Consider the following 24,384-nt stretch of genomic DNA (forward strand, 5'->3'; position numbering starts at 1 on the left):
GCCTTTGCCTTCTATTTTAGGTATAGTTGAGGTTCTATGGAAGCTATCAGTACTGTGGCTAACACCGCTTACATTGGTTTCCGGAGTATCACTTTGGATAGCAATGAAAATCAAAGGAGATTATGCGGTAGCTGCGATTGTATCAATTTGGTCAATGGTAATTTTATATATGTGCATCGATAAGAAATTTGTAAATACCATTATGCAACTTGATACTGTTGCATATATGGTTATATTATCAATCAGTACATTAATGTTAGTACTACAGCTTAAAGCTTTACACAGCAGATATAATAATATTTTTGAGAGGGGAAATCAAATTGAAATTAGTGCTTGAAAACATATCAAAACAGTACAAAGACAAATATGCGGTTAAAAATCTAAAGGTTGAACTAACCCCAGGAGTGTATGGACTTCTTGGTCCTAATGGTTCGGGGAAGACAACACTTATGAGAATAATGACGGATATTTTAAACCCAACAGGAGGAAGAGTTATTCTTAATGGTGAGGATATTAAGGTAATGGGAGATAGGTATCGGGATATTCTGGGTTATTTACCGCAAAATTTTGGTATATATAAGGATTTTACTGCCCATAGGTTTCTTATGTACATTTCAGCCTTGAAGGGACTTGATACACGTTCTGCCCAAAGAAAGGTTGACGAACTGCTTGAACTTGTTAATTTGAAGGCAGTTAGCAAAAAAAAGCTGGGAACATTTTCAGGTGGAATGAAACAAAGAATAGGAATAGCACAGGCATTACTAAATGATCCTAAAATTCTTATATTGGATGAACCTACCACAGGACTTGATCCAAAGGAGCGGATAAGATTCAGAAATTTGATATCAGATATGTCAAAGGATAGAATTATAATATTTTCTACTCACATTGTTTCGGATATAGAATATATTTCAAAGGAAGTACTTCTGCTTAAAGATGGAGAGCTTATTGAAAAAGATTCTATCGATAATATTCTAAAGAATATGGAAAACAAAGTATGGAGCGCTATAGTTGAGGAAAATATGCTAAATGAGCTTAACAAGGATTTTAAAGTAGGCAATATAATGAGAAAAGAAAAAGGCATTGAAGTAAGAATAATAAGCGATGAAAAACCTTTACCTAAAGCGAAAGTTGAAGTTCCAAGACTAGAGGATTTATACATGTATTATTTTGAGGAGGAACAAACTGATGAGCAAGCTATTTAATTTAATAAAGCATGAGCTTTATAAAATTTATTATAAGAAAAGTGTTTTAATTTTATTGGCAGTGTTTGTAACAATTATAATATTAAGTACAATATTGACAGGTGGTGGGGATAAAGCGATAGAGGCTAAAAATTTAGTCAAAGAATATTATAAAACTGGTGGTAATGTAACAAAACTTAGTCAAATTACACAAAAAGAAAAAGAGGGATTATCAATCTATACAAATATTTTTAACTTAGAGGAATATAAAACAAATAATGATGAAAATGTTGCTGAATTGCAAAAGAAGTTAAATGAAATGAAGGCCAGTGGTATCACTGGATATGAGTACAAATCAAAGGTTATGGAGCTTAATATGTATAAAAAAGTAAACGAGAATGAAAAGCCTTATTACTTAGGTTTTTGGGGGAATATTAATCGTATAAGTACAAGTTATATTATACCTGTTGGTTTACTACTACTTTTATGTTTGGGACTTTCAGGAGTATTTTCAGAAGAATACTCGAGTGGTATGGATGCACTTATATTAAGCAGTAAGTATGGTAAAAAAACTATAATTACTGCAAAGGTCCTTGCTTCATGTATATATTCTTCTTCTGTTGTTTTAATATTTGGAATTACAACGATTCTATCATCTATTTTATACTATGGAAATATAGAAGGTTTTGATAGCCCGATGCAAGCTTTGGGAATGTATTCTTTTAGCCCATATCAGCTAAATATATCTCAGGTATATTTATTGAAGTTCTTGATGATATTTATAGGGATATTAGCATTCGGGTTATTGATTTTAATGTTTTCCTCACGTATAAGGAATCTACTTGTAACGTTCTTCGTTAGTTTTGCAGCAATTCTAATACCTAAATATCTTGCTGGAAATATGAGTCTTGAGCAATCTAAACTTGGACTTATAAATTCATATGGTTATTTTATAAGTCCTTCTGCTTTATTACAAATGGTTAATACTTATAATATATTTGGGACACCTGTGATAAATATATTCGCTTGTGGTATTGCTTTAATAATATTTTCTATGATTTATATATATATTACAAAGCGCTCTTTTAGAAAACATGAAGTTATTAATTAAATTACAGTTTTTGAAGTATAGATGGAGGTGAGTTTATGGATTTAGTAAGACATGAATTGTATAAAATATTTTCAAAGAAGATAGTAATTATTGGAATAGTGATACTTGCAGGTTTCATTGTATTAAAAGCTTCGCAGCTTTCTTATGTAAATAATACATTTAAAAAATATAATAATGCAATTAATACTGGTGAAAGTACAATAATGGTAAGTAATATGGAGCATGAGATATTATATAGCACAATTTCTCGTCCTAACATATTGTGGTCAAATCACAAAGAGAAGCTTACTAAACTAAAAAATGAAATAACAAAAATTCAAAAAGTAAAGGGGATAAGTAGTTATGCTTATAGGAAAAAGAACCTAGAATATACTTACCTTAAAAAGATAGGATCACCAGAAGCCATCAGTTACCATAGTATATGGCCGTCTATTCTTAGAAAAAATGATATATATTGCTTTATTGCGTTTCTTATTATACTTGGAATATCTCCTATATTTTCTGAGGAATATTCAACTGGTGTTGATGATCTAATACTAAGTAGTAAAAAAGGAAGAAATACTATAGTAAGAGCAAAAATATTAGCAGCGGTAGTATATATCATTGTTATTGCAGGTTTTGCATGTACACTTCAGACAATTTTCGATATAAGTATGCTGGTGGGTAATTATAGCGGTGTTGCATTCCCTTTAAGCATGTTTGGACATTTTGTTCTTCAATTTCTAACTAATCTTACTGCGGGTATAGCTCTTGGTTTATTCATTTTAGTTATTTCTGAAAAAGCTAAAAATTTGCTTATTCCGGCATTCACTGGAATTGCGGCTGTTGTAGCTATAAATGTAATTGAAATTATTCAAAGTATTCTTCCAGAGTGGCTAAAGAATTTAACAGATTTTTATTATATAAGATACATTTATTCGGATTATTTGTATAAAGACTTTAAAGCGTTTAATATACTGGGATATCCTGTATTATATCCTTACCTAGCATTCTTTGTAATGTTAGTAGCATCAATAAGTTGTATATTAATGACTAAGCGCTTATTTATTAATCATGATGTTTCAGATTAAGAAATTTGGAGGATAAATATGAGAAAAATATATTTGTTGTTGGCATTATCTATAGTTTTAATGCTTTCAGGTTGCAATGCAAAAAATAATGCTGTAACTACTGCATTACAAAGCTCTAATAGTGAAAATACTCCTACTTCTAAAAGTGGGACGTATATTGTGAGGCATCCTCCTACACCCGGAGAAAATATTGGTGGTCTTAATGTAATAACAGGTCACAAATCAAAGTTCTTAGGAGATGTGAAAAATTTTAACGGTTATCTTGATTTACGGCATAGTGACTTAAGTAATGTTAATCTAAGTCAAAATAGTGAACAACTTAGTAATTGCTTTTTTAGTAATCATACTAAATGGCCTAAAAAAATGACAAAAGAATATAAGCCAGATACCATTTTGGAGCTTGGTAAAAATCAAGGATTAGGAATAAGCAAGCTTAACAATGAGGGTATAGATGGTAGAGGAATTAATATTGCTATAATAGACCAGCCCTTATTAGTTGATCATGAAGAATATAAAGATCAGATAAAGTTCTATGATGAGATCAATGGCAATGGAGCAGCATCAATGCACGGGCCTGCAATGACGTCAATAGCTGTAGGTAAGTCAATAGGAGTTGCACCAAAAGCTAATCTTTATTATATTGGTTGCTATAATTTTAATACTAAAGAAAATAATTCGAAAATAGATTTCATATGGGAGGCAAAAGCAGTTGATAAAATTGTAAAAATTAATAAAACCCTTTCTGAAAAAGATAAAATAAGAGTATTATCAATTTCATCTGTATGGTCTCCTAATAATAGAGGATATAAGGAAATGAATGAAGCGGTGAAAAGAGCCGAAAATGCTGGGATTTTCGTTATATCTGCCAATATATTTGAAACTTCTAATTATAAGTTTTGGTATTATGGAGTTGATAGAGAACCTATGGCTGATCCAGAGAAACAATCCTCCTACAAACCTCATAAATGGAGTAATTGGATTTCTTTCGTAGCAGAGATACCTGGTTTTGGTAAATATTATGAAGAAAAGTATAATGAATTAGCAACAAAAGAAATGCTATTAGTTCCAATGAGTTCAAAAACCTTTGCGATTCCAGAAGATGTCAAGGGCTACAGTTTTGCTAGAATAGGTGGGTGGAGCTCGGTAGAACCTTATCTTGCTGGATTATATGCCCTTTCTTGTCAAGTAAAACCCAATATTACTCCCGATCTATTTTGGAGTACTGCACTGAAAACAGGTGATACTATGGAGATAAAGAATGAAGGTAAAGAAACCAAAACAGGCAAACTTATAAATCCAACAAAACTAATAGAGGCATTAAAGGATGATAAGTAAGAATTTTAGCGCACCATAAAGTTCTAGGAATTTTTGCAAATCCTAGAACTTTAATTTTAATATTTTTTATCAAAAACACGCAATAACTAATCTTCGCGTAAATCTAAATAAGAACTACCATCAAGAGGAATTAGAGCTTGAAGGCCTGGAATATCGTTAGCTAATCCTACAGCATAAACAGTGTAAAAACGATTAGGTTTTAGTTTTATATTAGGGACGTATAAAGCAATAGTCGTGGTACCAGTAGGTCTAACTTCTAAAGTATAAGTTCCAACAGGGACTTCTATATAATCAGTAAATTGTTTGTACTTAATATTTTTAAGTAGAATTTTACCGTCTGGTAATGCAACATCTACAGCACCAAGATTAGGTGATAAATGAGCAAATTTAATATAAGCATTGTTACTAGGATTTATAACTATAGGTTCTGGAATAGGTAGTAACTCAATGTTAGGTAATAGACCAATAACTGCAACGGTGTAAATTTTTTCAGGCGGAATAAAAATATTTTTATTAAGTACAGGTGTAGTTTTAGTACCTGTAGCATACAATTTTACATTGTAATTTCCAGCCATAACTTCTATATAATCTGTAAAAGCACCATAAGTAAGGTTTTTAAATTTTAACATATCATTAATATATACATCAACAGCTGGGGATTTAGGTGAAGCATGAAGAATCCTAAAATAAGAATTCTTAGGGGTAACTCTATATAGCGGATAAGGATCATTATAATTGTTTGGACAATAGAACATAAAAGGCTCCCTTCAAATATTTCTACTGTATTAATATATGAAGAACAATCCTAGAATGTTACTGAAATTAGTTGTAACTCGACTATCACATGGTAAAACTCGTATTATTGAATGAATCTGTTGAATAAATAGCCAACTAATAAATCCCGGAGAATTAACATCTTCCGGGATTTATTAGTTGGCTATTTATGTAGAAATTTTTAAATAAGCTTAGAAATTGTATGGATTCCTAAGTTTGGTTCACACTAAAGATATCTACAATTTAAAGAAAAACTGATTATTTTATGCTTCCAGCTGCAATAGATTTTATAATTTGTTTTTGTGCTAAAAAATAAAATATTATAACTGGAATAATTGCGAGAGTTAGTCCCGCAAGAGCTAAATTCCACTGTTTGGTATATTCACCAAAGAAAAAGAAAGTTCTCAATGGCAATGTTTGTGTTCCTGGTCTATTAATAACTAAGGATGGCAATAAAAAATCATTCCAAATCCAAACGGTATTTAAGATAGAAACTGTAACAGTTATTGGTTTTAACAAAGGAAATATTATATACCAAAAGGTTTGAAATTTGTTGCAACCATCTAACATGGAAGCTTCATCTAACTCCTTTGGGATTCCTTTTACAAAACCATGATACAGGAATATGGATAAGGCTGATCCAAAGCCAAGATACATAAATATGAGTCCACCCATATTCAATAATTTAAATTTACCCATAATTCTAACTAGGGGCAACATGATTGCTTGAAAAGGTATTAACATGGATGAAATAAATAACAAAAGAATTGCGTTGCTCAGTTTTGTTTTTGTCCGCTCTAACATCCAGCCCGCCATTGAAGCGAATATTGCAATAACAATAACACCAGATATTGTTATTGTTAAAGAGTTAGTAATTGCATTTAAATAGTGCAACCTATCAAATGCTTCTTTATAATTATTTAAAGTGAATATTTCAGGAAAGGACAATACACTTGCAAATAATTCTTTTTTTGTTTTAAGGGAATTGATAATAATGATATAAAAAGGTGATAAAAATAATGCGCCTAAGGCAATACCAATAACTCCTAGAGCTAGTTTACCTACATTTAATTTTCTGGTTTTTTTTATCATGCTTCCACCTCATTTTTCTTAGAAAGATATACTTGTGTTAAAGTAACCGCACCAACTATTAGTAAAAATATAACAGCTTTTGCTTGCGCTACGCCCATTTGATTAAATTTGAATGCGGTGTTGTAAATATTCATAGAGAGCATCTGTGTTGAATTTGCAGGACCACCTGCAGTTAAGGATAAATTTTGGTCATAAAGTTTAAAGGAATTAGATAAAGTTAAAAATAAACTTACTGTAAAGGCAGGTCCTACTAGAGGGAATGTAATATTCTTTATTCTCTGCCATGCATTTGCGCCATCAATCTCAGCTGCTTCCGTAAGCTCTGGTGGTATGTTTTGAAGAGCAGCTACATAAATAACCATTAAATATCCTGACATTTGCCATGACATTAAAATTACTAATCCATAAAATCCAGTAGTTCCATCTGATAACCATCCAAGTAACCATTGCTGATGAAAAATAGTTCCAATTCCAGAAAAAACTTGCGTGAAAATAAACTGCCAAATAAATCCAAGTATAAGTCCTCCTATCAAGTTAGGCATAAAAAATATAGTTCTAAGTAGATTATTGCTTTTCATACCAGTTGTTACAAGTAAAGCGAGGCCAAATCCAATACAATTTATTACAACAACTGAAACTATAGTAAATTTAGCTGTAAATAAGAATGAAGCAAGGAAAGTCTCATCCTTAAATGCAGAGACGTAGTTTGCAAATCCGATCCAACTTATATCGGATGCAATTCCATTCCAGTCTGTAAAAGAATAGTAAACTCCAAAAAGCAATGGTATGATCAAAACTATAGTGAACACAGCTAAAATTGGACCTACAAACATCCAAAATGACGCATTATTTTTTTTCATTACAGTATCTCCTTTCGTACATTAGCTTGATATTAATAAAATCCTGGAACAGATTTGAACTTTCCCAGGATTTTGAAACCTTAAATCATATTCATTATTTTTTTCTTGCTGCTGACCAGGTCGTTTTCATATTATCTACTAATTTATCCCATGTGATGGTGCCAGCAATATATTTTTGAACGTCTGTTCCGAATTTTTCCATACCCCATGCAGTAGGATATCCCATAAATACCCATGGAATTGTTTTTCCTTCGTTTACGTATCTAAGTACTTCTTTACCTAGTGCATCTGTTGGTTGTAAGTTTTGACCGTCATAACCTTTGAAAGCTGGTATAAACTTAAAGTCTTTAATGATCATTTCTTTACCTCTGTCTGAAGTATATAACCAGTTTAAGAAGTCTGCAGCAGCTTTCTTAGCTCCATCATCTTTTGAACTGTTAATAGCCCAATACATAGGTACTCCAACTTGGATACAACCTTCTTTAACGCCATCTAAAGGCATTGGTAATATACCAATATTTTTGGACAATTCTGGATCGATACCATCTATTGATCCAAAAGCCCAGTTTCCTTGTTGAATTATTGCTACTTTACTCATAGAGAACATTTTTTCAACTTGAGTAGAATAGTCCACGCTGTTAATTGATTTATTAGTACCATCTGGCTTATAAGCATATTTAATTTGAAGATCTAATAGTTTCTTTAATGGCTCATTTTGTTTGAATGTTATTTCTTTTGCATTAAATGCATCTACAACTGTTGGAAATTCATTTGCAAAAGCAACGTTAGATAAATGCAATCCTGTTACCCAAGTTTCCTTGCCAGGTAAAGCAAATACTGCATCTAGCTTTAATTCTTTCTTCTTTGAATCCAACGTTTTCGATGCGGCTTTTAAATCTGCATATGTTTTGATTTTTGAAGCATCAATTCCTGCTTTTGTGAATATTGTTTTATTGTAAATAAGTCCAGATCCTTCTTGGTTAAACGGCATACCATAAAGTTTACCATCCATCTTTACAGCATCTAAAGTTCCTGGGTAAGCTTGTGATACCCATGGTTCGCTTGATAAATCTTGAAGTTTAGCCTTCCAGTCAAGGACATCTTGAGTTCCTCCAATATTGTATATTGTTGGTTCTTGTCCTGATGCAAATTTAGATTTTAATGCCGCACCGTAGTCTTCTCCACCACCAACTGTTTGTACATTAATTTTAACATTTTTATTTAATGCCATGTATTCTTTTGTAGCTTTTTCAAGAGCATCCTTAGCTTCAACTTTAAATTGGAATATGTCCACTACGACGTCCTTGCCTACCGCCTTTGAAGCAGCAGGATCTGTACTTTTACTACAACCAGACAACATACCTGTCATTATAGCAACTGTACATGCAACTGCTATAAGCTTTTTTGTGTTCTTCATTATTAAGCCCCCCCTATTTTCTAATTGAATCTTATCTATGCAATCGTTTGCTTAAACATTATAATAAACCATTTAGAGAATATTGTCAATATAGTAATTTTATTTTTTTCTTTCAGTATTTTAGTAAATACTAAAAGAGAAAATATAACATTTCTACTGATATTATTCTAATAAATTTTTTTGATAAGTGACAGCCATTTCGTGGATATCAGTACATTGCTGAGCTTTTATTATAACTACCACTGGTGAAGTTTCAGGGCCCTATAACTATGGTATTTAAGAGAGCGTTCCAATATTTCAAGTATGGTCAATGAGGAGTGATTTTAGTAATTATAAACCTAATTTTGTTAGCATTTAGTATCGTATTTATTAGAACTCAAAAATAAGAAGAGTAGAGGTGATTTGTATGAAAAATAATAAATTTTAGATTTAATGGAGAATTATGCTTGATTCTGAATTTATTGCACAAAATTATGATTTTATTGCAAAATTGCACATTCGTTGAAGATTGATGATTTGTTTTTTTCTGTAGTTGTAGTAAATTACTTAGTAGACGTATGAATTAATTAACATTTAGGGGGATGAATATTTATGGGGAATTTTCGGAATATTAATACTTTAAAGCCAGAAGGCATTGAAAACAAAAAAGCATATTTAGTCGGAGGGGGTATAGCCTCTCTTGCGGCTGCTGCATACTTAATTCGAGATGGTCATATGGATGGTAAAAATATCACTATTTTAGAACAAGCACATATTATCGGTGGTAGTATGGATGGAGCTGGAAACGCAAAGGACGGTTACGTTGTTCGCGGTGGACGCGAAATGGAAGAACATTATGAGTGTTGTTGGGATTTATTTAGCGCGGTTCCTTCTCTAAGCGCCCCTAATCGAACTGTTTTGGACGAATTTCGAGAGCTAAATATGGCTGACCCTAACGAATCGACTTGTAGGTTACTTCATAACTGTGGTGAAAAGGCCGATTTTTCCTCTCTTGGATTAAACGATCTTCATATTAAGCAGCTTACTATGCTTCTTCTTGCAACCGAAGAAAATTTGGGAGCCACAACTGTTGAGCAGTATTTTCACCCATCTTTTTTAGAAACTAATATGTGGTGCTTCTGGAGCTCTATGTTTGCATTTGAAAATTGGCACAGCGTTGTGGAAATGAAACGATATATGCAACGTTTTATGCACTTGCTTCCTGGAATGAGCCATATGAAAAACATTATGTTTCCAAAGTACAACCAGTATGAGTCTATGATTCTTCCTTTGGAAAAATGGTTGCAATCTAAAAATGTAGTCATTAACCTAAATGCACAGGTTACAGATTTGGATATTGATATAGAAACTGATAAAAAAACTGTTACGGCCATTCGACTGTTGCATAATGGCAAGGAAGAAATAATTCATACAACCGAGAATGATTTGGTATTTGTTACCAATGGATCTATGACAGAAAATTCTACGATTGGAAGTATGCACGAGCCTGCAACAATTAATCGTGGAACAGGAGGTTGCTGGGATCTATGGAAAAACATAGCTAAGAAAGATCCTTCATTTGGAAAACCAGAAGTTTTTTGTAGTGACATAGACAAAAGCAAATGGGAATCTTTTACTATAACTAGCGCGGATCCTAAAATAGCAGATCTTCTTAAGGAATTAACCGGTAATGACCCATATTCCGGGAAAACTGTTACAGGAGGTATTATAACTATCAAAGATTCAAGCTGGCTTTTGAGCGTAACTTGTAATAGACAGCCTCACTTTATTGACCAACCTAAAAATGTATTGGTACTATGGGCTTATGGTCTTTTCCCTGACAATGTTGGAGATTTTGTAAAAAAGAGAATGTGCGATTGCACTGGTGAAGAACTTGTAACGGAGCTTTTATACCATATGGGTAAGAAAGATGAAATACCAGAAATCCTTAAAAACGTTAATGTTATCCCTTGCATGATGCCTTATACAACCAGTCAGTTTATGCCACGTGTCAAGGGTGATCGTCCTGACGTTATTCCGAAAGGCAGCAACAATCTTGCCTTTTTAGGACAATTTGCAGAAGTTGCAGATGATTGTGTATTCACAGTTGAATATTCCATTCGTTCAGCTATGATGGCGGTTTATACGCTACTTAATCTTGAGAAAGAAGTACCGGATGTATATCCCACTAAATACGATGTTCGCGTGATTGCTGCGGCAACAAAGACATTATATAGTGGACGTCCTCTCCCCGCTGAGATGATTGTGAAAAAGCTTTTGAAAAACACAACACTTGAAGGGTTAATTTAAATATAAAAAAGAGAACCAGGAGAAATTTAATTCCTCCTTGTTCTTTTTTTTATAAATATTTTTATAATAACTACCACATACAATTTCTGACGTTTAAATAACTATACTATCAGTGACAGTATGGTTGGTAAAATTGTTTACTATTTTTGTATTTTGCATTTTAACAACGCTCTATGTATATCGCCACTTATTACATTATTGAGATCGGCGATAAGTTGTTCTGGATTTTTAACCATCCTTGCTCTTATCCAATCAAGCAATAACCCTACAAATGCAAATTTATAAAAATTAACTATAAATTCTTTTTTTTCTTCCCAAATTTTCATGTCCACGGCGATCTCATCAACAACATTAAAGACAAGAGTGTACACTGCATTGTATAAATGGGTTTCCAAATACTCACGCCCAACGGAATTATAGGTATTTAACACCATTTTATTATTTTGATCTAAATAGAGAAATATTTGCAAAAATCCCTGTTGCCATGTTTGATACGTTTTATTTTCTGCCATGACACTAGCAACTTCAGTTTCAAAAACCCACTCTAAAAGTGCATAGATATCTTGAAAGTGATAGTAGAATGTACGGCGATTTACTCCACAGTCGTTAACAATATCATTAATTGTAATTTTTGTTAATGGAGTAGTATTCATTAGTTTTTTCAATGATGATGCTAAAGCTTTTTTTGTGGTTTGAGACATACATTACAGCTCCTTTCCCTGCGCATTATATATATTATATTTATAATGAAGGAGTTAGTCAATGAGGTAGTAAGGAGCTGGATTTAGTTATATCCTACGGAATCATGTTCGTAGCCTAAAGAATATAAAATGATAAAACTTTTGGATGCAAGTATGATATATGTTATACTAAAAGTGAAAAATATTAATTTAGAGGTGATACTTATGGATCATAAAAGTACAGATATTGCTAAAATTTCTGTGAAAATGTCCCTATGTCCAAGAGCTAGTGAAGAAAAATTTATCGCAGCTTACAAAGAAAAAGGAATATTAGTTGCCGCAATAGATATTGGAGGTAATTTTTCTGCATTTACTACAAAGGTAATTGAAAGTGCTATTGTAGCCTCCAAAAGAGGTGGACTTATAAAGGAGTGTCATGTTCATGAGGGTGCTGTAGCTGGTGCTACTAAAGATGCTTTAGCCCAGGTTGCACCTAAAGCTAACGGATTAAATGTAGGTGGGAAAATGGGAATAGCGAGATCTGGTGAACATATAAGTGTATGTATATTTTTAAGTATAGGTTTGCTCCATTTGAATGAAGTTGTAATAGGACTTTCACATCGTTCTATACCTGATATTTATTAACTGAAATTTTATAATTTAAAAATCTAATATTTTAGAAATATATTGACAATTTGAAAAAAATGCTATAAGATTAATAAAAAATTTAACATAGAATGATAATGTAGTTAAGGTATTTTGTAGCATGTAGTATGGTAGTATGGTAGTGTAATAATGGTAGGGATTAAGACGTAAATAAAGATAACTATAAAATTAATGACATTTCAGAAGGAAAGTCTCCAACTATTATAAGTGGGAGTTCTATACTATAACAAAGAAAAAATTCTTGCGGGAGTATAAAGCTCCTTCTGAAGTCATTAATATTGCAGCTCCGCAGGAGATGACTCCGCAGGAGATGATTTAATAGTAGCTTTTATTTTTATAATTAAATATTTTAGGAGGATGGTAGTATGGTAGCGAAAAAGAGATTATTATGTGTAATTGGCACGTTGTTTTTAGGTGCCTCAGTTTTAGCAGGTTGTTCGACTGCTAAAACAAAAAGTAAAGGTAATTCTGGTAAGGTGACAAGTATTGGAATAATTCAACTTGTAGAACATCCCGCACTAGACAAAGCTCACAAAGGATTTATAGATGCTCTTAGTTCTAAGGGGTTTATAGATGGTGAAAAAATAAAAATAGACTTTCAAAATGCTCAAGGCGATATTCCAACAGCTCAAACTATTGCAAGCAATTTCACTTCAACTAAAAAGGATTTAATATATGCTATAGCAACGCCTTGCGCACAGGTAGCATATAACAGTACTAAAAGTATTCCTATACTTATAACTGCTGTAAGTGATCCTGTAAAATCAGGTCTGGTAAAATCTCTAAACAAACCCGATACAAATGTTACAGGCACTAGTGATGAATTGCCTATGGATAAACAATTTCAGTTAATAAAAATACTAAAACCTAACTGTAAAAAGGTAGGTATATTATATAATACAAGTGAAGCAAATTCAGAAATTCAAGTAGAAATGGCAAAAAATCAAGGTTCAAAGATGAATTTAGAAATAATAGCTGTGGGGATTTCAAGTTCTAACGATATATCTCAAGCATTAGCTTCATTGCTTCCTAGAATTGATGTTTTATATACAACAACTGATAACTTAGTAGCATCTTCAATGCCCCTCATCAGCTTAAAATCCATTGAAAAAGGAATCCCTATAATAGGCGCTGAAAAAGCCCATGTAGATGCTGGTGCATTAGCTACAGAAGGTATAGACTACTATAAACTTGGTTTTGAGACAGGTCTTATGGCAGTAGATATCATAAATGGTAAAAAGCCAAATGATATGCCTATACAAACTTTAAAGGAATCAACACTTACCATAAATGAAGATACGGCAAGCAAACTTAAAATTACTATACCAAGTGATTTAGTGGCAAAAGCAGTGATAGTTAAGGGCGGTGCTAAGTAATGGATGGCCTTATTATAAACATACTAGAACAAGGATTTATTTTTGCAATAATGGCTATAGGAGTTTATATAACTTATAGAATATTAGATTTTCCCGATTTATCTGTAGATGGAACTTTTGCATTAGGCGCTGCAGTTACAGCAGCCGCATTAGTAAAAGGTGTAAATCCTTTTATATCACTAATTTTAGCTTTTATTTCAGGCATAATGGCCGGAGGAATTACTGGGATACTTCATGTGAAGCTTAAAATAACAAATTTACTTTCAGGTATTTTAGTTATGATAGGACTTTATTCTATAAATCTTAGGATAATGGGTAAAGCTAATGTGCCATTATTTTCACAAAGCACTATTTTTTCTAATGATATTTCTCCAGTAATCATAATTGCTTTATTTGCTATTTTAGCTAAGATAGTTTTAGATTTGTTTTTGAATACAAAACTAGGGTTTATATTAAGAGCTACAGGAGATAATTCTCAAATGGTAACTTCCTTAGGAATTGATATAGGGACTATCAAAATACTTGGTCTTATGCTTTCAAATGGTCTTGTAGCAGTTTCTGGTTCTATGATGGCTCAATATCAAAGATTTTCTGATGTAGGCATGGGAACTGGAATTATAGTTATGGGTCTAGCGTCTGTTATATTAGGAGAAGCTATTTTCAAAAAAACTTCATGGATGCTTCCAACGACTACTGCAATTTTAGGTTCAATATTATATAAAGGCAGTATATCTCTTGCTTTAAACTTAGGGTTACCTCCAACAGATTTAAAACTTATAACTTGTATAATTGTTATATTTGCTTTGTCCTTAAATGGGAGAAAGGTTAATTTAAGTTTTAAAATGTTAAAGAAATTTAAGTCAGGAGGTGTTCCAATTGCTTCAGATAAATAATCTTCAAAAGGTTTTTAACAAGGATACAATAAATGAAAAAGTTATATTTAATAATTTGAACCTTCATTTAAACAAGGGAGATTTTATTACTGTAATAGGTAGCAATGGTGCCGGCAAATCATCTCTATTAAATTTAATATCTGGTTCAATATTACCTGACAAGGGTTCTATTTGTTTAAATGGAAGAAATATCTCATCGCTTCCAGAACATAAAAGAACAAAATTTATAGGAAGGGTATTCCAAGATCCAACTTTAGGTACTTCTCCTTCTATGTCCATATTAGAAAATTTATCAATGGCTTATAATAAAGGGAGTAAATTTGGATTAACTCCTGGCATTAACAATAAAAATTTAGAATTATTTAAGGAATCATTATCCAGACTTTCTTTGGGTCTTGAAAATAACTTAAATAAAAAGGTTGGTTTATTATCAGGTGGTCAAAGACAAGCTTTGTCACTACTTATATCAACTATATCTAATCCTGATTTATTGCTTTTAGATGAGCATACCGCAGCCTTAGATCCAAAGACTTCTGAAAATATAATAAAATTAACTAAAAATACAGTTAGTGAAAAAAATATAACTACACTTATGATAACTCATAATTTAAATTATGCCATAGATATAGGAAATAGGCTGATAATGCTTCATGGTGGAGAAATAGTTTTAGATATCAGCGGAGAAGAAAAGAAAAGTTTGACTATACCCAAACTTTTAGACAGATTTAACAACAAAAATTCCAATGACTTTATAAGTGATGAAGTGGCTTTTTCATAAAATTTTAGCAAGGAACTAACTAAAATGTACCCTATAGAGTAGACAATTTTAAAAAAGTCTATCCTGCAGGGTAGTTTTAGTTATTTCCTATTTGTTTTTTTTGGAAACCATCCTTTTTTAACTCTTTCTTCTTGCTCTATAATTTCATGAATACTCCAAATGCATGAGAAACCAGCTACCCCTACTATAGCTGATAGTGTAGTATTTTTAATATACAAGGAGATAAGCACAAAAACAATTCCTAAAATTAAAAATACAGGCCATATTTTTTTACCAAAATAGTATTCTCCTTTAATTACTATAGGATGAAAAACTCCAATAATAAGAAAGGCAGCAATGCCAATAAAAATTCCATGAAAATTCATTATAAGACCTCCTAAGCATTCTGAATAGTGTTAACACTATTGTTGTTGTATATATAGTATCATATAAAAACATCTTCCTCACCTAATTCGTTTTTACTAACAAAAAATGTAATATTATTAATCCTTGACATATTATAATTAAAAATATAGAATTTAAGTGATAACATAATTTTATATTTTTAATTATGCACAATGAAGTGTATTAAATGAGCATTGAGGCTCCGTGGGAATTGATTCCTATGGCGCTTTTTTATTTAACGACAGTTTAGAAGCAAAGACTCCCACTTCTATAAGCGGGAACTACGTACTATAACAAATAGAAAACTTCAGTGGGTGTATAAATCTCCTTCTGAAGTCGTCAATGCAGCTTCCGCGAAGCTGTTTCAGCTCCGCAGGAGATGATTTAATTCTGAAAGGAGAATATTAATGGAAAGTTTTAACATTAAAACGCAGATATATTTTGGAGACGGTTCATTAGAAAGATTAAATCAACTTGATTGTAAAAGGGCATTTATAGTTACAGACCCTTTTATGGTAAAGTCAGGTGCCATAAACAAGATTACTAATGAAGTTTCGAAGGGTGACATTCAGTATATGGTATTTTCAGATATTGTACCAGACCCACCAATCGAAGTTGTGGTAAAAGGTATAGAGGTTATGATGAAATTTAATCCAGAAGTAGTAATAGCTCTAGGTGGAGGTTCTGCTATAGATGCAGCAAAAGCAATATGTTCTTTTAGTTCTAAGATACATGATCGTATGGATCGTGGCGTGAATAATAAAAAAATTAAATTTATAGCTATACCTACAACTAGTGGCACAGGTTCAGAGGTTACAAGTTTTTCTGTGATTACAGATAAAAGTAAGAATATAAAATATCCTTTAGTATCAGATGAACTACTACCTGACGAAGCTATATTAGATGCAGAACTTGTTACAACTGTGCCAAATTTTATAACAGGAGATACAGGAATGGATGTACTAACCCATGCTATAGAAGCTTATGTATCTACTAAAGCAACAGATTATACAGATGCATTAGCAGAAAAATCTATAAAATTGGTTTTTGAAAATTTAATGAGAGCTTATAAGAATGGTAATGATTTAGACGCAAGAAAAAAAATGCACAATGCTTCTTGTATAGCAGGGATAGCTTTTAATAATGCATCACTAGGGTTAAATCATGGAATGGCACATATTGTTGGTGGAAGATTTCATGTGTCTCATGGAAAAACTAATGCTATATTACTGCCATATGTAATAGAATACAATGCAGATTTAAAAGGTTTTAATTCAAATGATTATACAAAGGCTGCTAAAAGATATTCAGAAATATCCAAAATATTAGGATTGCCATCATCAAATGTTAGACAAGGGGTAAAAAGTCTAATAGCAGCTATAAATAAGCTTTTAAATGAATTAAATATGCCTACATCGCTAAAAGAAACAGGGATAAAGGCAGATGATTTTAAAAAAGAAGTTTCACAAATGGCCCTAATAGCTATAGAGGATAGATGTACTGAAACGAATCCACGAGTACCTAATATAGAGGAAATAATAGCTTTATTTGAAAGGGTTTTTGATAAAAAATAATAGGTCACATTGATATAAATAGCACGGAAAAATTAACAATATTAAAAACGTTTTCCATATTAATTTTTCATATTGACAAATTAGAATAAAGAGTATAATATTTAAGCATAGGTACACAATGGCGTGTACATTTTAAAGAAGGCAATGAGGCTTGTTAAAAATATAATTATATTTTTAGTGAGCCTATTTTTTTATAAAAATTCAAAGAAGTGGTGATACTATGGAAGAGAAACAAAGAGTAATACAAGAATATGTTCCTGGCAAGCAAGTTACATTAGCCCACTTAATTGCAAACCCCAACAAAGATCTATATAAAAAGCTAGGACTTACAGCAGATCATAAGGATGCCTTAGGTATACTTACTATAACACCTAGCGAGGCCTCTATTATAGCAGCAGACGTGGCAACAAAGTCGGCAGATGTATCTATTGGATTTGTGGATAGATTTAGTGGATCAGTGGTTATAGTTGGTGATGTAGGCAGTGTAGAGTCAGCACTTACTGAAGTTATTAAGGTTCTTAGTAATGTACTCGATTTTTCTGAATGTAAGATAACCAGATCTTAGAGGTGGTATATGAAAACCTTAATGTTAATTGGAAAAACAAATTGTGGCAAAACTACTTTGACTCAAGCAATAAACGAAGACGATTTACATTATAAGAAAACTCAGACAGTTGAAATTATCGACGGAATTATAGATACTCCTGGTGAGTACATTGAAAACAGATCTTATTATAGAGCTCTTATAGTTACTTCTGCAGATAGTGATGTAATCGCTATGATTCACGATTGTACGCAGGAAGATAGTATTTTCCCGCCAAGCTTTGCTAGTATATTTGCAAAGCCTATTATTGGAATTATTACAAAAACAGATTTGTGCTGTGATGAAAACAAGTTAAAAGCAGCAGAAGAAGTTCTAGTAAGCGCAGGAGTAGAAAGAATTTTTAGAATAAGTGCTTTTGATAAATCTGGTTTAGAAAATTTAAAGGATTATATTATGAATTAAACTTTTTAAAAATCTATTTTTATTTTATGAGGTGAAGTATGAATAAAAAAATAGTAATAGCCGATGATGAGCCTATTACAAGAATGGATTTAAAAGAAATACTAGAAGCGGCAGGATACGATGTTGTAGGAGAAGCTTCAGATGGATTTGATGCAGTATCATTGTGTAGAAAACATTCACCAGATTTAGTGCTTATGGATATAAAGATGCCTCTTCTTGATGGATTAAATGCAGCTAAAATAATTCAAAATGAAAATTTGGCCAGTGGGATAGTTCTGCTAACTGCTTATAGTGGCAAAGAGTTTGTAGAAAAAGCTATCAAAGTAGGGGCTATAGGATACATAGTTAAGCCTATAGATGAAAAATCACTTATTCCAACTTTGGAGGTAGCTATATCCAAGAGCGCAGAAATAAAAAAAATGAAAATAGAAATTGAAAAAGGTTGTAGTAAGCTAGAAGAAAGAAAAATTATTGAAAAAGCTAAAGGCTTATTGATTCAAAGAGATAAAATTACTGAGCAAGATGCTTATGACCAGATTAGAACACTTAGTATGAATAAAAGATGTTCAATGGGAGATATAGCTGAGGCTATAATAATGAGTTATGAACAGTAAAAAAATATATGAACTATGTAGAATGTACACTAATTTAGATGAAGATGACATTTTAAAAATACAGCAAATGTCATCTTGTATTAAATATTTTGCCGACATTTTAAATGCAGATGTTTTTATAGATTGTCCAACTAGAGAAGCTGATGAAGCTATAGTAATAGCTGAGGCAAAACCTATTAATAGACCTTCGATGTATCAAAATACTGTAGTAGGAGAACTAGCATTAAGAGATAATGAGCCTGCTGTGCTTAGAACATTAGATCTTGGAATAACAACCAAAGACTTGAAGGCTGTAACTCAAGAACATATAAATGTACGACAAACGGTGTCACCTATAGAGAATAACGGCAAAATTATAGGGGTTCTAATAGTAGAGAATGACATAACAGAAAAAATAAAAAAAAAAAAACATATGGAAATGCTAGAACAAGGCTACGAGGAGTTAGCTAATACTTTAGTATCTTCTACAGAAAATGAAAATAACATAGCTGATCACTTAGATGAAGCTATTATTATCTTTGATGAAGAAGGAGTAGTTAGGTTTAAAAATCCTATTGCTGATTTACTATATAAAAAGCTTGGCTACAAGGACAGCCTACTAGGCATGGATTATGATAATTTAGCCTTAGATGATATTAATTTTACGGAGGTAATGAATTTTCCTAATTCTAATGAATGTGAAGTGCATTTAGGAAAACTGTTTTTAAAAGTTAAGAGGATAATATTAACTGATAAAAAATTAAAACTTGTTACCATGATTAGGGATATAACAATGATGAAGGAAAAAGAGAAGGAATTAATTTTAAAATCTGTAGCTATTAAAGAAATTCACCATAGAGTGAAAAATAATCTACAGACTATAGCAAGTTTATTAAGACTTCAAGCAAGAAGAAGTGATAACCAGCAGACTAAAGATGCATTAAATGAAAGCATGAATAGAATTTTAAGTATAGCAGCTACCCATGAGATATTATCGCAAGAAGGTCTGGATGAAGTAAGTATACAAGAAGTTATTTCTAATATTAAAGATAACGCTATAAGATATTTTAATGCAACTAATAAAAATATTAAAGTGAATTTAATTGGAGGTAATTTTAAAGTAAGTTCTGATAAAGCGACTTCAATAGCTCTTGTAGTAAATGAATTACTTCATAATTCTATGCAATATGCTTTTGTAGATAAACCTTCAGGTAATATAGATATTGTAATCGAAAAAAGTGAAATATATTCTACCATTGTAATAGTTGACAATGGTACAGGATTTGATATTAATAAGGTTAGAAAAAATAGTTTAGGACTTAGTATAGTAAAGACTATAGTTAAGGATAAGCTAAATGGAGATATTAATATAGCAACAGATTCAGAAGGAACTAGAGTGGTATTTGATTTCAAAAATTAATATGGATAATGGAAACACAAGGGCGTGTTTTTAAGATAAGCGATGAGGCTTAAAGTTATTTTTTAAAATGACTTTAAGCCTTTTTTTGTTCTTTAAACTGTGTTTCTGAAAATTTATAAGGCATTTGAAAAGAGGAATTAATATGAGAGAAGAAATTATAAGTGTTGGTATAGACATTGGGACTTCAACAACACAGCTTGTATTTAGCAAGATAATTATAGAAAATTTGGCCTCAAATTTCTCTATACCTAGAATATCCATTGTGGATAAGGAAATTATATATAGAAGTGAAATATACTTCACACCACTTAAATCACAAAAGGAGATAGATGGTGAAAAGGTTCGCGAAATAGTAAAAAGAGAGTACCTTGCAGCAGGAATAGCGCCCTCAGATGTTATAACTGGGGCGGTTATAATAACAGGTGAAACTGCTAGAAAGCAAAATGCTAACGATGTTTTGCAAAAATTAAGTGGACTTGCAGGAGAGTTTGTTGTAGCTACTGCAGGACCTGATTTAGAATCAATAATCTCAGCAAAAGGTGCAGGAGCAGATAAAATTTCTGAGGATGAAGAGTCTACTGTAGTTAACTTGGATATTGGTGGAGGAACTACTAATATAGCAGTCTTCAAAGAAGGAAAACTTTTAGATACAGGATGTTTAGATATAGGTGGAAGACTTATTAAAATTGATAAGTCTTCGGGCAAAGTTCTATATATTGCGGAGAAGATAAAGGAATTAGCTAAGTTAAATCATGTTTCTATAGAAGAGGGGCAGAAGTCAACCTTTGAGGCTTTGAATATTATAGTCGATGAAATGGTTAAACTTTTAGAGGAAAGTGTGAATATAAGAGAAAAGAGCAGCTTCTATGAAAGAATACTTACCAATAAGGGAATTAGAAGCGATATAGCAATAGATTATATTACCTTTTCTGGAGGAGTTGCTGATTATGTTTGCAATCTGGAACCTGAAGAAATGTTTAAGTATGGAGATATAGGTATATTACTTGGTCAAGCTATTAGTAAGTCAAAGTTATGTACTAAAATTGTGGTTAAAAAATCTATAGAGACCATAAGGGCTACGGTGGTAGGAGCTGGTTCTCACACCACAGAAATTAGCGGCAGTACAATAACATATACAGAGGATAAGTTTCCTATTAAAAACCTTCCAATACTAAAACTTTCAGAGGATGAAGAAAATTCAGGTTATGAAAACATGGTTAAGGTTATAAAGGAAAAACTTAAATGGTTTACTTTAGAGAATGAGCTTCAACCCGTGGCTATAGCCATAAAAGGAAAGTTGAATCCTAGCTTTGTAGAGGTGCAAAAACTAGCGGAGACTTTGCTTTTGGGAATGGAAGAGATTTTGAAAGGTGATTTTCCAACTGTTTTAGTAGTTGAAAATGATATAGCTAAAGTCTTGGGACAAACTTTATATAGACAGCTTAATTTCAAAAAAGAAGTTGTGTGTATTGACACTATAAACGTAGAAAATGGCGATTACATAGACATAGGTAAACCTCTAGCAAATGGTAGGGTTGTACCAGTAATAATTAAAACACTAATATTTAATTCATAAAAAATAAGAGGGGTGAATTATCTTGAAATTAAAAACAAAGTTATTTGGAAAAGTGTATGATTTTAAATCAATAATGGAAGTTATGGCAAAGGCAAATGAAGAAAAGTCAGGAGATAAGCTTGCAGGAATTGCAGCAGAATCTTCAGAAGAAAGAGTGGCGGCTAAGGTAGTTTTGAGTCATTTAACTTTAGAGGATTTGAGGAATTGTCCAGCAGTACCTTATGAAATAGATGAGGTAACAAGAATAATTCAAGATGATGTCAATGAAAAGATATACGCTGGAATTAAAGACTTAACAGTATCTGAATTTAGAGAGTGGATATTAAATGAAAATACTACTGGAGAAGATATTAAAAGGATAAGTCGCGGACTTACTAGTGAGATGGTAGCTGCTGTAGCTAAGTTAATGTCTAATTTAGATTTAATTTATGGAGCAAAAAAGATAAGAATTACTGCACATTGTAATACAACAATAGGACTAGACGGAACCTTATCTGCAAGACTTCAACCTAACCATACCACAGATAATCCACAGGGGATTTTAGCTTCTCTTATGGAAGGATTAACTTATGGTGTTGGAGATGCGGTTATAGGCTTAAACCCAGTTGATGATTCCGTTGAAAGTGTAATGCGAGTTCTTAAAACCTTTGAAGACTTTAAGAATAAATGGGAAATACCAACTCAAAACTGTGTATTAGCTCATGTAACAACACAAATGGAAGCTATAAGACGTGGAGCTCCTGCGGATTTAATTTTCCAAAGTATAGCAGGTTCTCAAAAAGGAAATGAAGCTTTTGGAATAACTGCAGATATGATAGAAGAAGCAAGGCAGTTAGCACTTAAAGAAGGCACAGGATCTGGCCCTAATGTAATGTATTTTGAGACAGGACAGGGTTCAGAATTATCTTCAGATAGTCATAATGGTGTAGACCAAGTAACTATGGAAGCAAGATGTTATGGATTTGCTAAGAGATATAACCCATTCCTAGTAAATACTGTTGTTGGATTTATAGGACCCGAATATTTATATGATAGTAAAGAAGTTATAAGAGCAGGTCTTGAGGATCACTTCATGGGTAAATTAACTGGAGTACCAATGGGTGTTGATGCTTGTTATACAAACCATATGAAGGCAGATCAAAATGATATAGAAAATTTATCCGTACTTCTTACAGCGGCAGGATGTAACTTCTTTATGGGATTACCTCATGGTGATGATATAATGCTTAACTACCAGTCTACTGGATACCATGAAACAGCAACATTAAGAGATTTATTACACTTAAAACCAATAAAAGAGTTTGAAGTTTGGATGGAAAAAATGGGATTCACAAAAGATGGTAAATTGACTGAAAAAACAGGAGATGCATCTGTATTTCTTAAATAATGAGAGGAGGAAAAATAATGGTATCAGAAAATGATTTAAAAAAATTGGTTGAACAGGTACTACTTGAAATGACAAGTAAAGATAAGAAAGTTACAGCTAAAGTTGAAAATTCTATTAAAACAGAGGTTGAAGATGGATTTATTGAGGACATTACAACTGTTGATATTAAAAAACAACTTTTAGTTCCAAACCCAGCAGATGCTAAGGGATATTTAAAAATGAAGGAATCTACTCCAGCAAGATTAGGAATTTGGAGAGCAGGTCCTAGATATAAAACTGAAACAGCTTTAAGAGTTAGAGCAGATCATGCGGCAGCTCAAGATTCAGTTTTCTCAGATGTTTCAGAGGAATTCTTAAAGGAAATGAATTTATTTTCTGTTAAAACAGAATGCATCAATAAAGATGAATTTATAACAAGACCAGACCTTGGGAAAAAGATAACTGAAGAGGGTATAAAAGCTATAAAAACTAACTGCAAAATGAGACCACAGGTACAAATATATGTATCAGATGGATTAAGCTCAGCAGCTATAGAAGCTAATATTCGTGATGTATTTCCAGCTATGGTGCAGGGCCTCGAGGGCTACAAAATTTCTGTAGGAACTCCATTCTTCGTTAAAAATGGAAGAGTTGGCGTTATGGATGTAGTATCTGAAACCTTAGAAGCAGATGTTACTTGTGTACTTATAGGGGAAAGACCAGGCCTTGTTACAGCAGAAAGTATGAGTGCTTATATAGCATACAAAGCTACTGTAAATATGCCAGAAGCTAGAAGAACAGTTGTATCTAATATACATAAAGGTGGTACTCCTCCAGTAGAAGCAGGTGCTCATATTTCTGAAATAATAAAATTAATGCTAGAAAAGAAAGCAAGTGGAGTAGATTTAAAATTATAGTAAAGAAATTATAATTAGGAGGC

24 protein-coding genes are annotated in these 24,384 nt (G+C 32.2%); 18 read left to right on the top strand and 6 right to left on the bottom strand.

What is annotated here, in order from left to right; genetic code table 11:
• The first annotated feature begins 4 nt into the window (after window positions 1–4).
• From ACWJKS_RS03710 to ACWJKS_RS03730, 5 genes are read left to right on the top strand one after another with little or no spacing between them, the layout of a single operon-like run.
• Window positions 5–337, top strand: a complete 333-nt coding sequence (locus tag ACWJKS_RS03710) for a hypothetical protein (protein WP_462960472.1) — start codon at window positions 5–7, stop codon at window positions 335–337.
• Window positions 321–1,205: an ABC transporter ATP-binding protein gene (locus ACWJKS_RS03715; protein ID WP_462960473.1), complete on the top strand. Its 885-nt coding sequence runs from the start codon at window positions 321–323 to the stop codon at window positions 1,203–1,205. Before ACWJKS_RS03710 ends, ACWJKS_RS03715 begins: the two co-directional genes overlap by 17 nt.
• Entirely contained in the window at window positions 1,189–2,295 is a 1,107-nt protein-coding gene (locus ACWJKS_RS03720; protein ID WP_462960474.1) for an ABC transporter permease subunit, read from the top strand. Before ACWJKS_RS03715 ends, ACWJKS_RS03720 begins: the two co-directional genes overlap by 17 nt.
• Before the next feature lie 35 nt (window positions 2,296–2,330).
• The gene (locus tag ACWJKS_RS03725) at window positions 2,331–3,365 is read left to right on the top strand and encodes a hypothetical protein (protein WP_462960475.1); all 1,035 of its coding nucleotides are present in this window, start codon (window positions 2,331–2,333) and stop codon (window positions 3,363–3,365) included.
• A gap of 18 nt (window positions 3,366–3,383) precedes the next feature.
• The gene (locus ACWJKS_RS03730; RefSeq protein WP_462960476.1) at window positions 3,384–4,700 is read left to right on the top strand and encodes a S8 family serine peptidase; all 1,317 of its coding nucleotides are present in this window, start codon (window positions 3,384–3,386) and stop codon (window positions 4,698–4,700) included.
• A gap of 86 nt (window positions 4,701–4,786) precedes the next feature.
• Here ACWJKS_RS03730 and ACWJKS_RS03735 read toward each other — a convergent pair whose 3' ends face one another.
• From ACWJKS_RS03735 to ACWJKS_RS03750, 4 genes are all read right to left on the bottom strand, one after another.
• On the bottom strand, window positions 4,787–5,455 hold the full coding sequence (locus ACWJKS_RS03735; RefSeq protein ID WP_462959342.1) for a DUF4397 domain-containing protein: 669 nt from the start codon (window positions 5,453–5,455) through the stop codon (window positions 4,787–4,789).
• 277 nt (window positions 5,456–5,732) lie between these two features.
• Complete coding sequence (locus ACWJKS_RS03740) at window positions 5,733–6,566, bottom strand: carbohydrate ABC transporter permease (protein WP_462960477.1); 834 nt, start codon at window positions 6,564–6,566, stop codon at window positions 5,733–5,735.
• A complete protein-coding gene (locus ACWJKS_RS03745; RefSeq protein WP_462960478.1) occupies window positions 6,563–7,426 on the bottom strand; it encodes a carbohydrate ABC transporter permease in 864 nt (287 codons plus the stop codon). Before ACWJKS_RS03745 ends, ACWJKS_RS03740 begins: the two co-directional genes overlap by 4 nt.
• 94 nt (window positions 7,427–7,520) lie before the next feature.
• On the bottom strand, window positions 7,521–8,843 hold the full coding sequence (locus tag ACWJKS_RS03750; protein WP_462960479.1) for an ABC transporter substrate-binding protein: 1,323 nt from the start codon (window positions 8,841–8,843) through the stop codon (window positions 7,521–7,523).
• Window positions 8,844–9,434: 591 nt separating this feature from the next.
• Between ACWJKS_RS03750 and ACWJKS_RS03755 the strand changes: the two genes are divergently transcribed.
• Window positions 9,435–11,132 carry an oleate hydratase gene (locus tag ACWJKS_RS03755; protein ID WP_165411561.1) on the top strand — a complete coding sequence of 566 codons (1,698 nt, stop codon included), beginning with the start codon at window positions 9,435–9,437 and terminating at the stop codon, window positions 11,130–11,132.
• Between the two features lie 140 nt (window positions 11,133–11,272).
• On the opposite strand, the gene ACWJKS_RS03760 is transcribed toward ACWJKS_RS03755, so the two are convergent.
• Window positions 11,273–11,833, bottom strand: coding sequence for a TetR/AcrR family transcriptional regulator C-terminal domain-containing protein (locus ACWJKS_RS03760; RefSeq protein ID WP_165411562.1), 561 nt, complete (start codon window positions 11,831–11,833; stop codon window positions 11,273–11,275).
• Window positions 11,834–12,037: 204 nt separating this feature from the next.
• On the opposite strand from ACWJKS_RS03760, the gene ACWJKS_RS03765 reads away from it, so the two are divergent.
• The 4 genes from ACWJKS_RS03765 to ACWJKS_RS03780 all read left to right on the top strand — a co-directional run bounded on the left by ACWJKS_RS03765 (window position 12,038) and on the right by ACWJKS_RS03780 (window position 15,525).
• Entirely contained in the window at window positions 12,038–12,457 is a 420-nt protein-coding gene (locus ACWJKS_RS03765) for a HutP family protein (RefSeq protein ID WP_165411619.1), read from the top strand.
• Between the two features lie 386 nt (window positions 12,458–12,843).
• Window positions 12,844–13,854 carry an ABC transporter substrate-binding protein gene (locus ACWJKS_RS03770; RefSeq protein ID WP_462960480.1) on the top strand — a complete coding sequence of 337 codons (1,011 nt, stop codon included), beginning with the start codon at window positions 12,844–12,846 and terminating at the stop codon, window positions 13,852–13,854.
• Complete coding sequence (locus tag ACWJKS_RS03775; RefSeq protein ID WP_165411564.1) at window positions 13,854–14,747, top strand: ABC transporter permease; 894 nt, start codon at window positions 13,854–13,856, stop codon at window positions 14,745–14,747. Before ACWJKS_RS03770 ends, ACWJKS_RS03775 begins: the two co-directional genes overlap by 1 nt.
• Window positions 14,731–15,525: an ABC transporter ATP-binding protein gene (locus tag ACWJKS_RS03780; protein WP_165411565.1), complete on the top strand. Its 795-nt coding sequence runs from the start codon at window positions 14,731–14,733 to the stop codon at window positions 15,523–15,525. Before ACWJKS_RS03775 ends, ACWJKS_RS03780 begins: the two co-directional genes overlap by 17 nt.
• Window positions 15,526–15,605: 80 nt before the next feature.
• On the opposite strand, the gene ACWJKS_RS03785 is transcribed toward ACWJKS_RS03780, so the two are convergent.
• Window positions 15,606–15,890: a DUF4491 family protein gene (locus ACWJKS_RS03785; protein WP_165411566.1), complete on the bottom strand. Its 285-nt coding sequence runs from the start codon at window positions 15,888–15,890 to the stop codon at window positions 15,606–15,608.
• Between the two features lie 426 nt (window positions 15,891–16,316).
• On the opposite strand from ACWJKS_RS03785, the gene ACWJKS_RS03790 reads away from it, so the two are divergent.
• From ACWJKS_RS03790 to eutC, 8 genes are all read left to right on the top strand, one after another.
• The gene (locus ACWJKS_RS03790) at window positions 16,317–17,483 is read left to right on the top strand and encodes a 1-propanol dehydrogenase PduQ (RefSeq protein WP_462960481.1); all 1,167 of its coding nucleotides are present in this window, start codon (window positions 16,317–16,319) and stop codon (window positions 17,481–17,483) included.
• A 220-nt stretch (window positions 17,484–17,703) separates the two neighbouring features.
• Window positions 17,704–18,048: an ethanolamine utilization microcompartment protein EutS gene (gene eutS, locus ACWJKS_RS03795; RefSeq protein ID WP_165411568.1), complete on the top strand. Its 345-nt coding sequence runs from the start codon at window positions 17,704–17,706 to the stop codon at window positions 18,046–18,048.
• A gap of 9 nt (window positions 18,049–18,057) precedes the next feature.
• Window positions 18,058–18,489 (top strand): EutP/PduV family microcompartment system protein, encoded by a 432-nt coding sequence (locus ACWJKS_RS03800; protein ID WP_462960482.1) that lies wholly within the window; start codon window positions 18,058–18,060, stop codon window positions 18,487–18,489.
• Between the two features lie 38 nt (window positions 18,490–18,527).
• On the top strand, window positions 18,528–19,103 hold the full coding sequence (locus ACWJKS_RS03805) for an ANTAR domain-containing response regulator (RefSeq protein WP_165411570.1): 576 nt from the start codon (window positions 18,528–18,530) through the stop codon (window positions 19,101–19,103).
• Window positions 19,093–20,502 (top strand): sensor histidine kinase, encoded by a 1,410-nt coding sequence (locus ACWJKS_RS03810; protein ID WP_165411571.1) that lies wholly within the window; start codon window positions 19,093–19,095, stop codon window positions 20,500–20,502. The genes ACWJKS_RS03805 and ACWJKS_RS03810 overlap by 11 nt, the downstream gene beginning before the upstream one ends.
• Before the next feature lie 142 nt (window positions 20,503–20,644).
• Window positions 20,645–22,078, top strand: coding sequence for an ethanolamine ammonia-lyase reactivating factor EutA (gene eutA, locus ACWJKS_RS03815; RefSeq protein ID WP_165411572.1), 1,434 nt, complete (start codon window positions 20,645–20,647; stop codon window positions 22,076–22,078).
• A 22-nt stretch (window positions 22,079–22,100) separates the two neighbouring features.
• Entirely contained in the window at window positions 22,101–23,465 is a 1,365-nt protein-coding gene (locus ACWJKS_RS03820; protein WP_216303434.1) for an ethanolamine ammonia-lyase subunit EutB, read from the top strand.
• A 17-nt stretch (window positions 23,466–23,482) separates the two neighbouring features.
• Window positions 23,483–24,361, top strand: coding sequence for an ethanolamine ammonia-lyase subunit EutC (eutC, locus tag ACWJKS_RS03825; RefSeq protein ID WP_165411574.1), 879 nt, complete (start codon window positions 23,483–23,485; stop codon window positions 24,359–24,361).
• Window positions 24,362–24,384: the final 23 nt, after the last annotated feature.

This window comes from Clostridium sp. CM038, assembly GCF_055081105.1.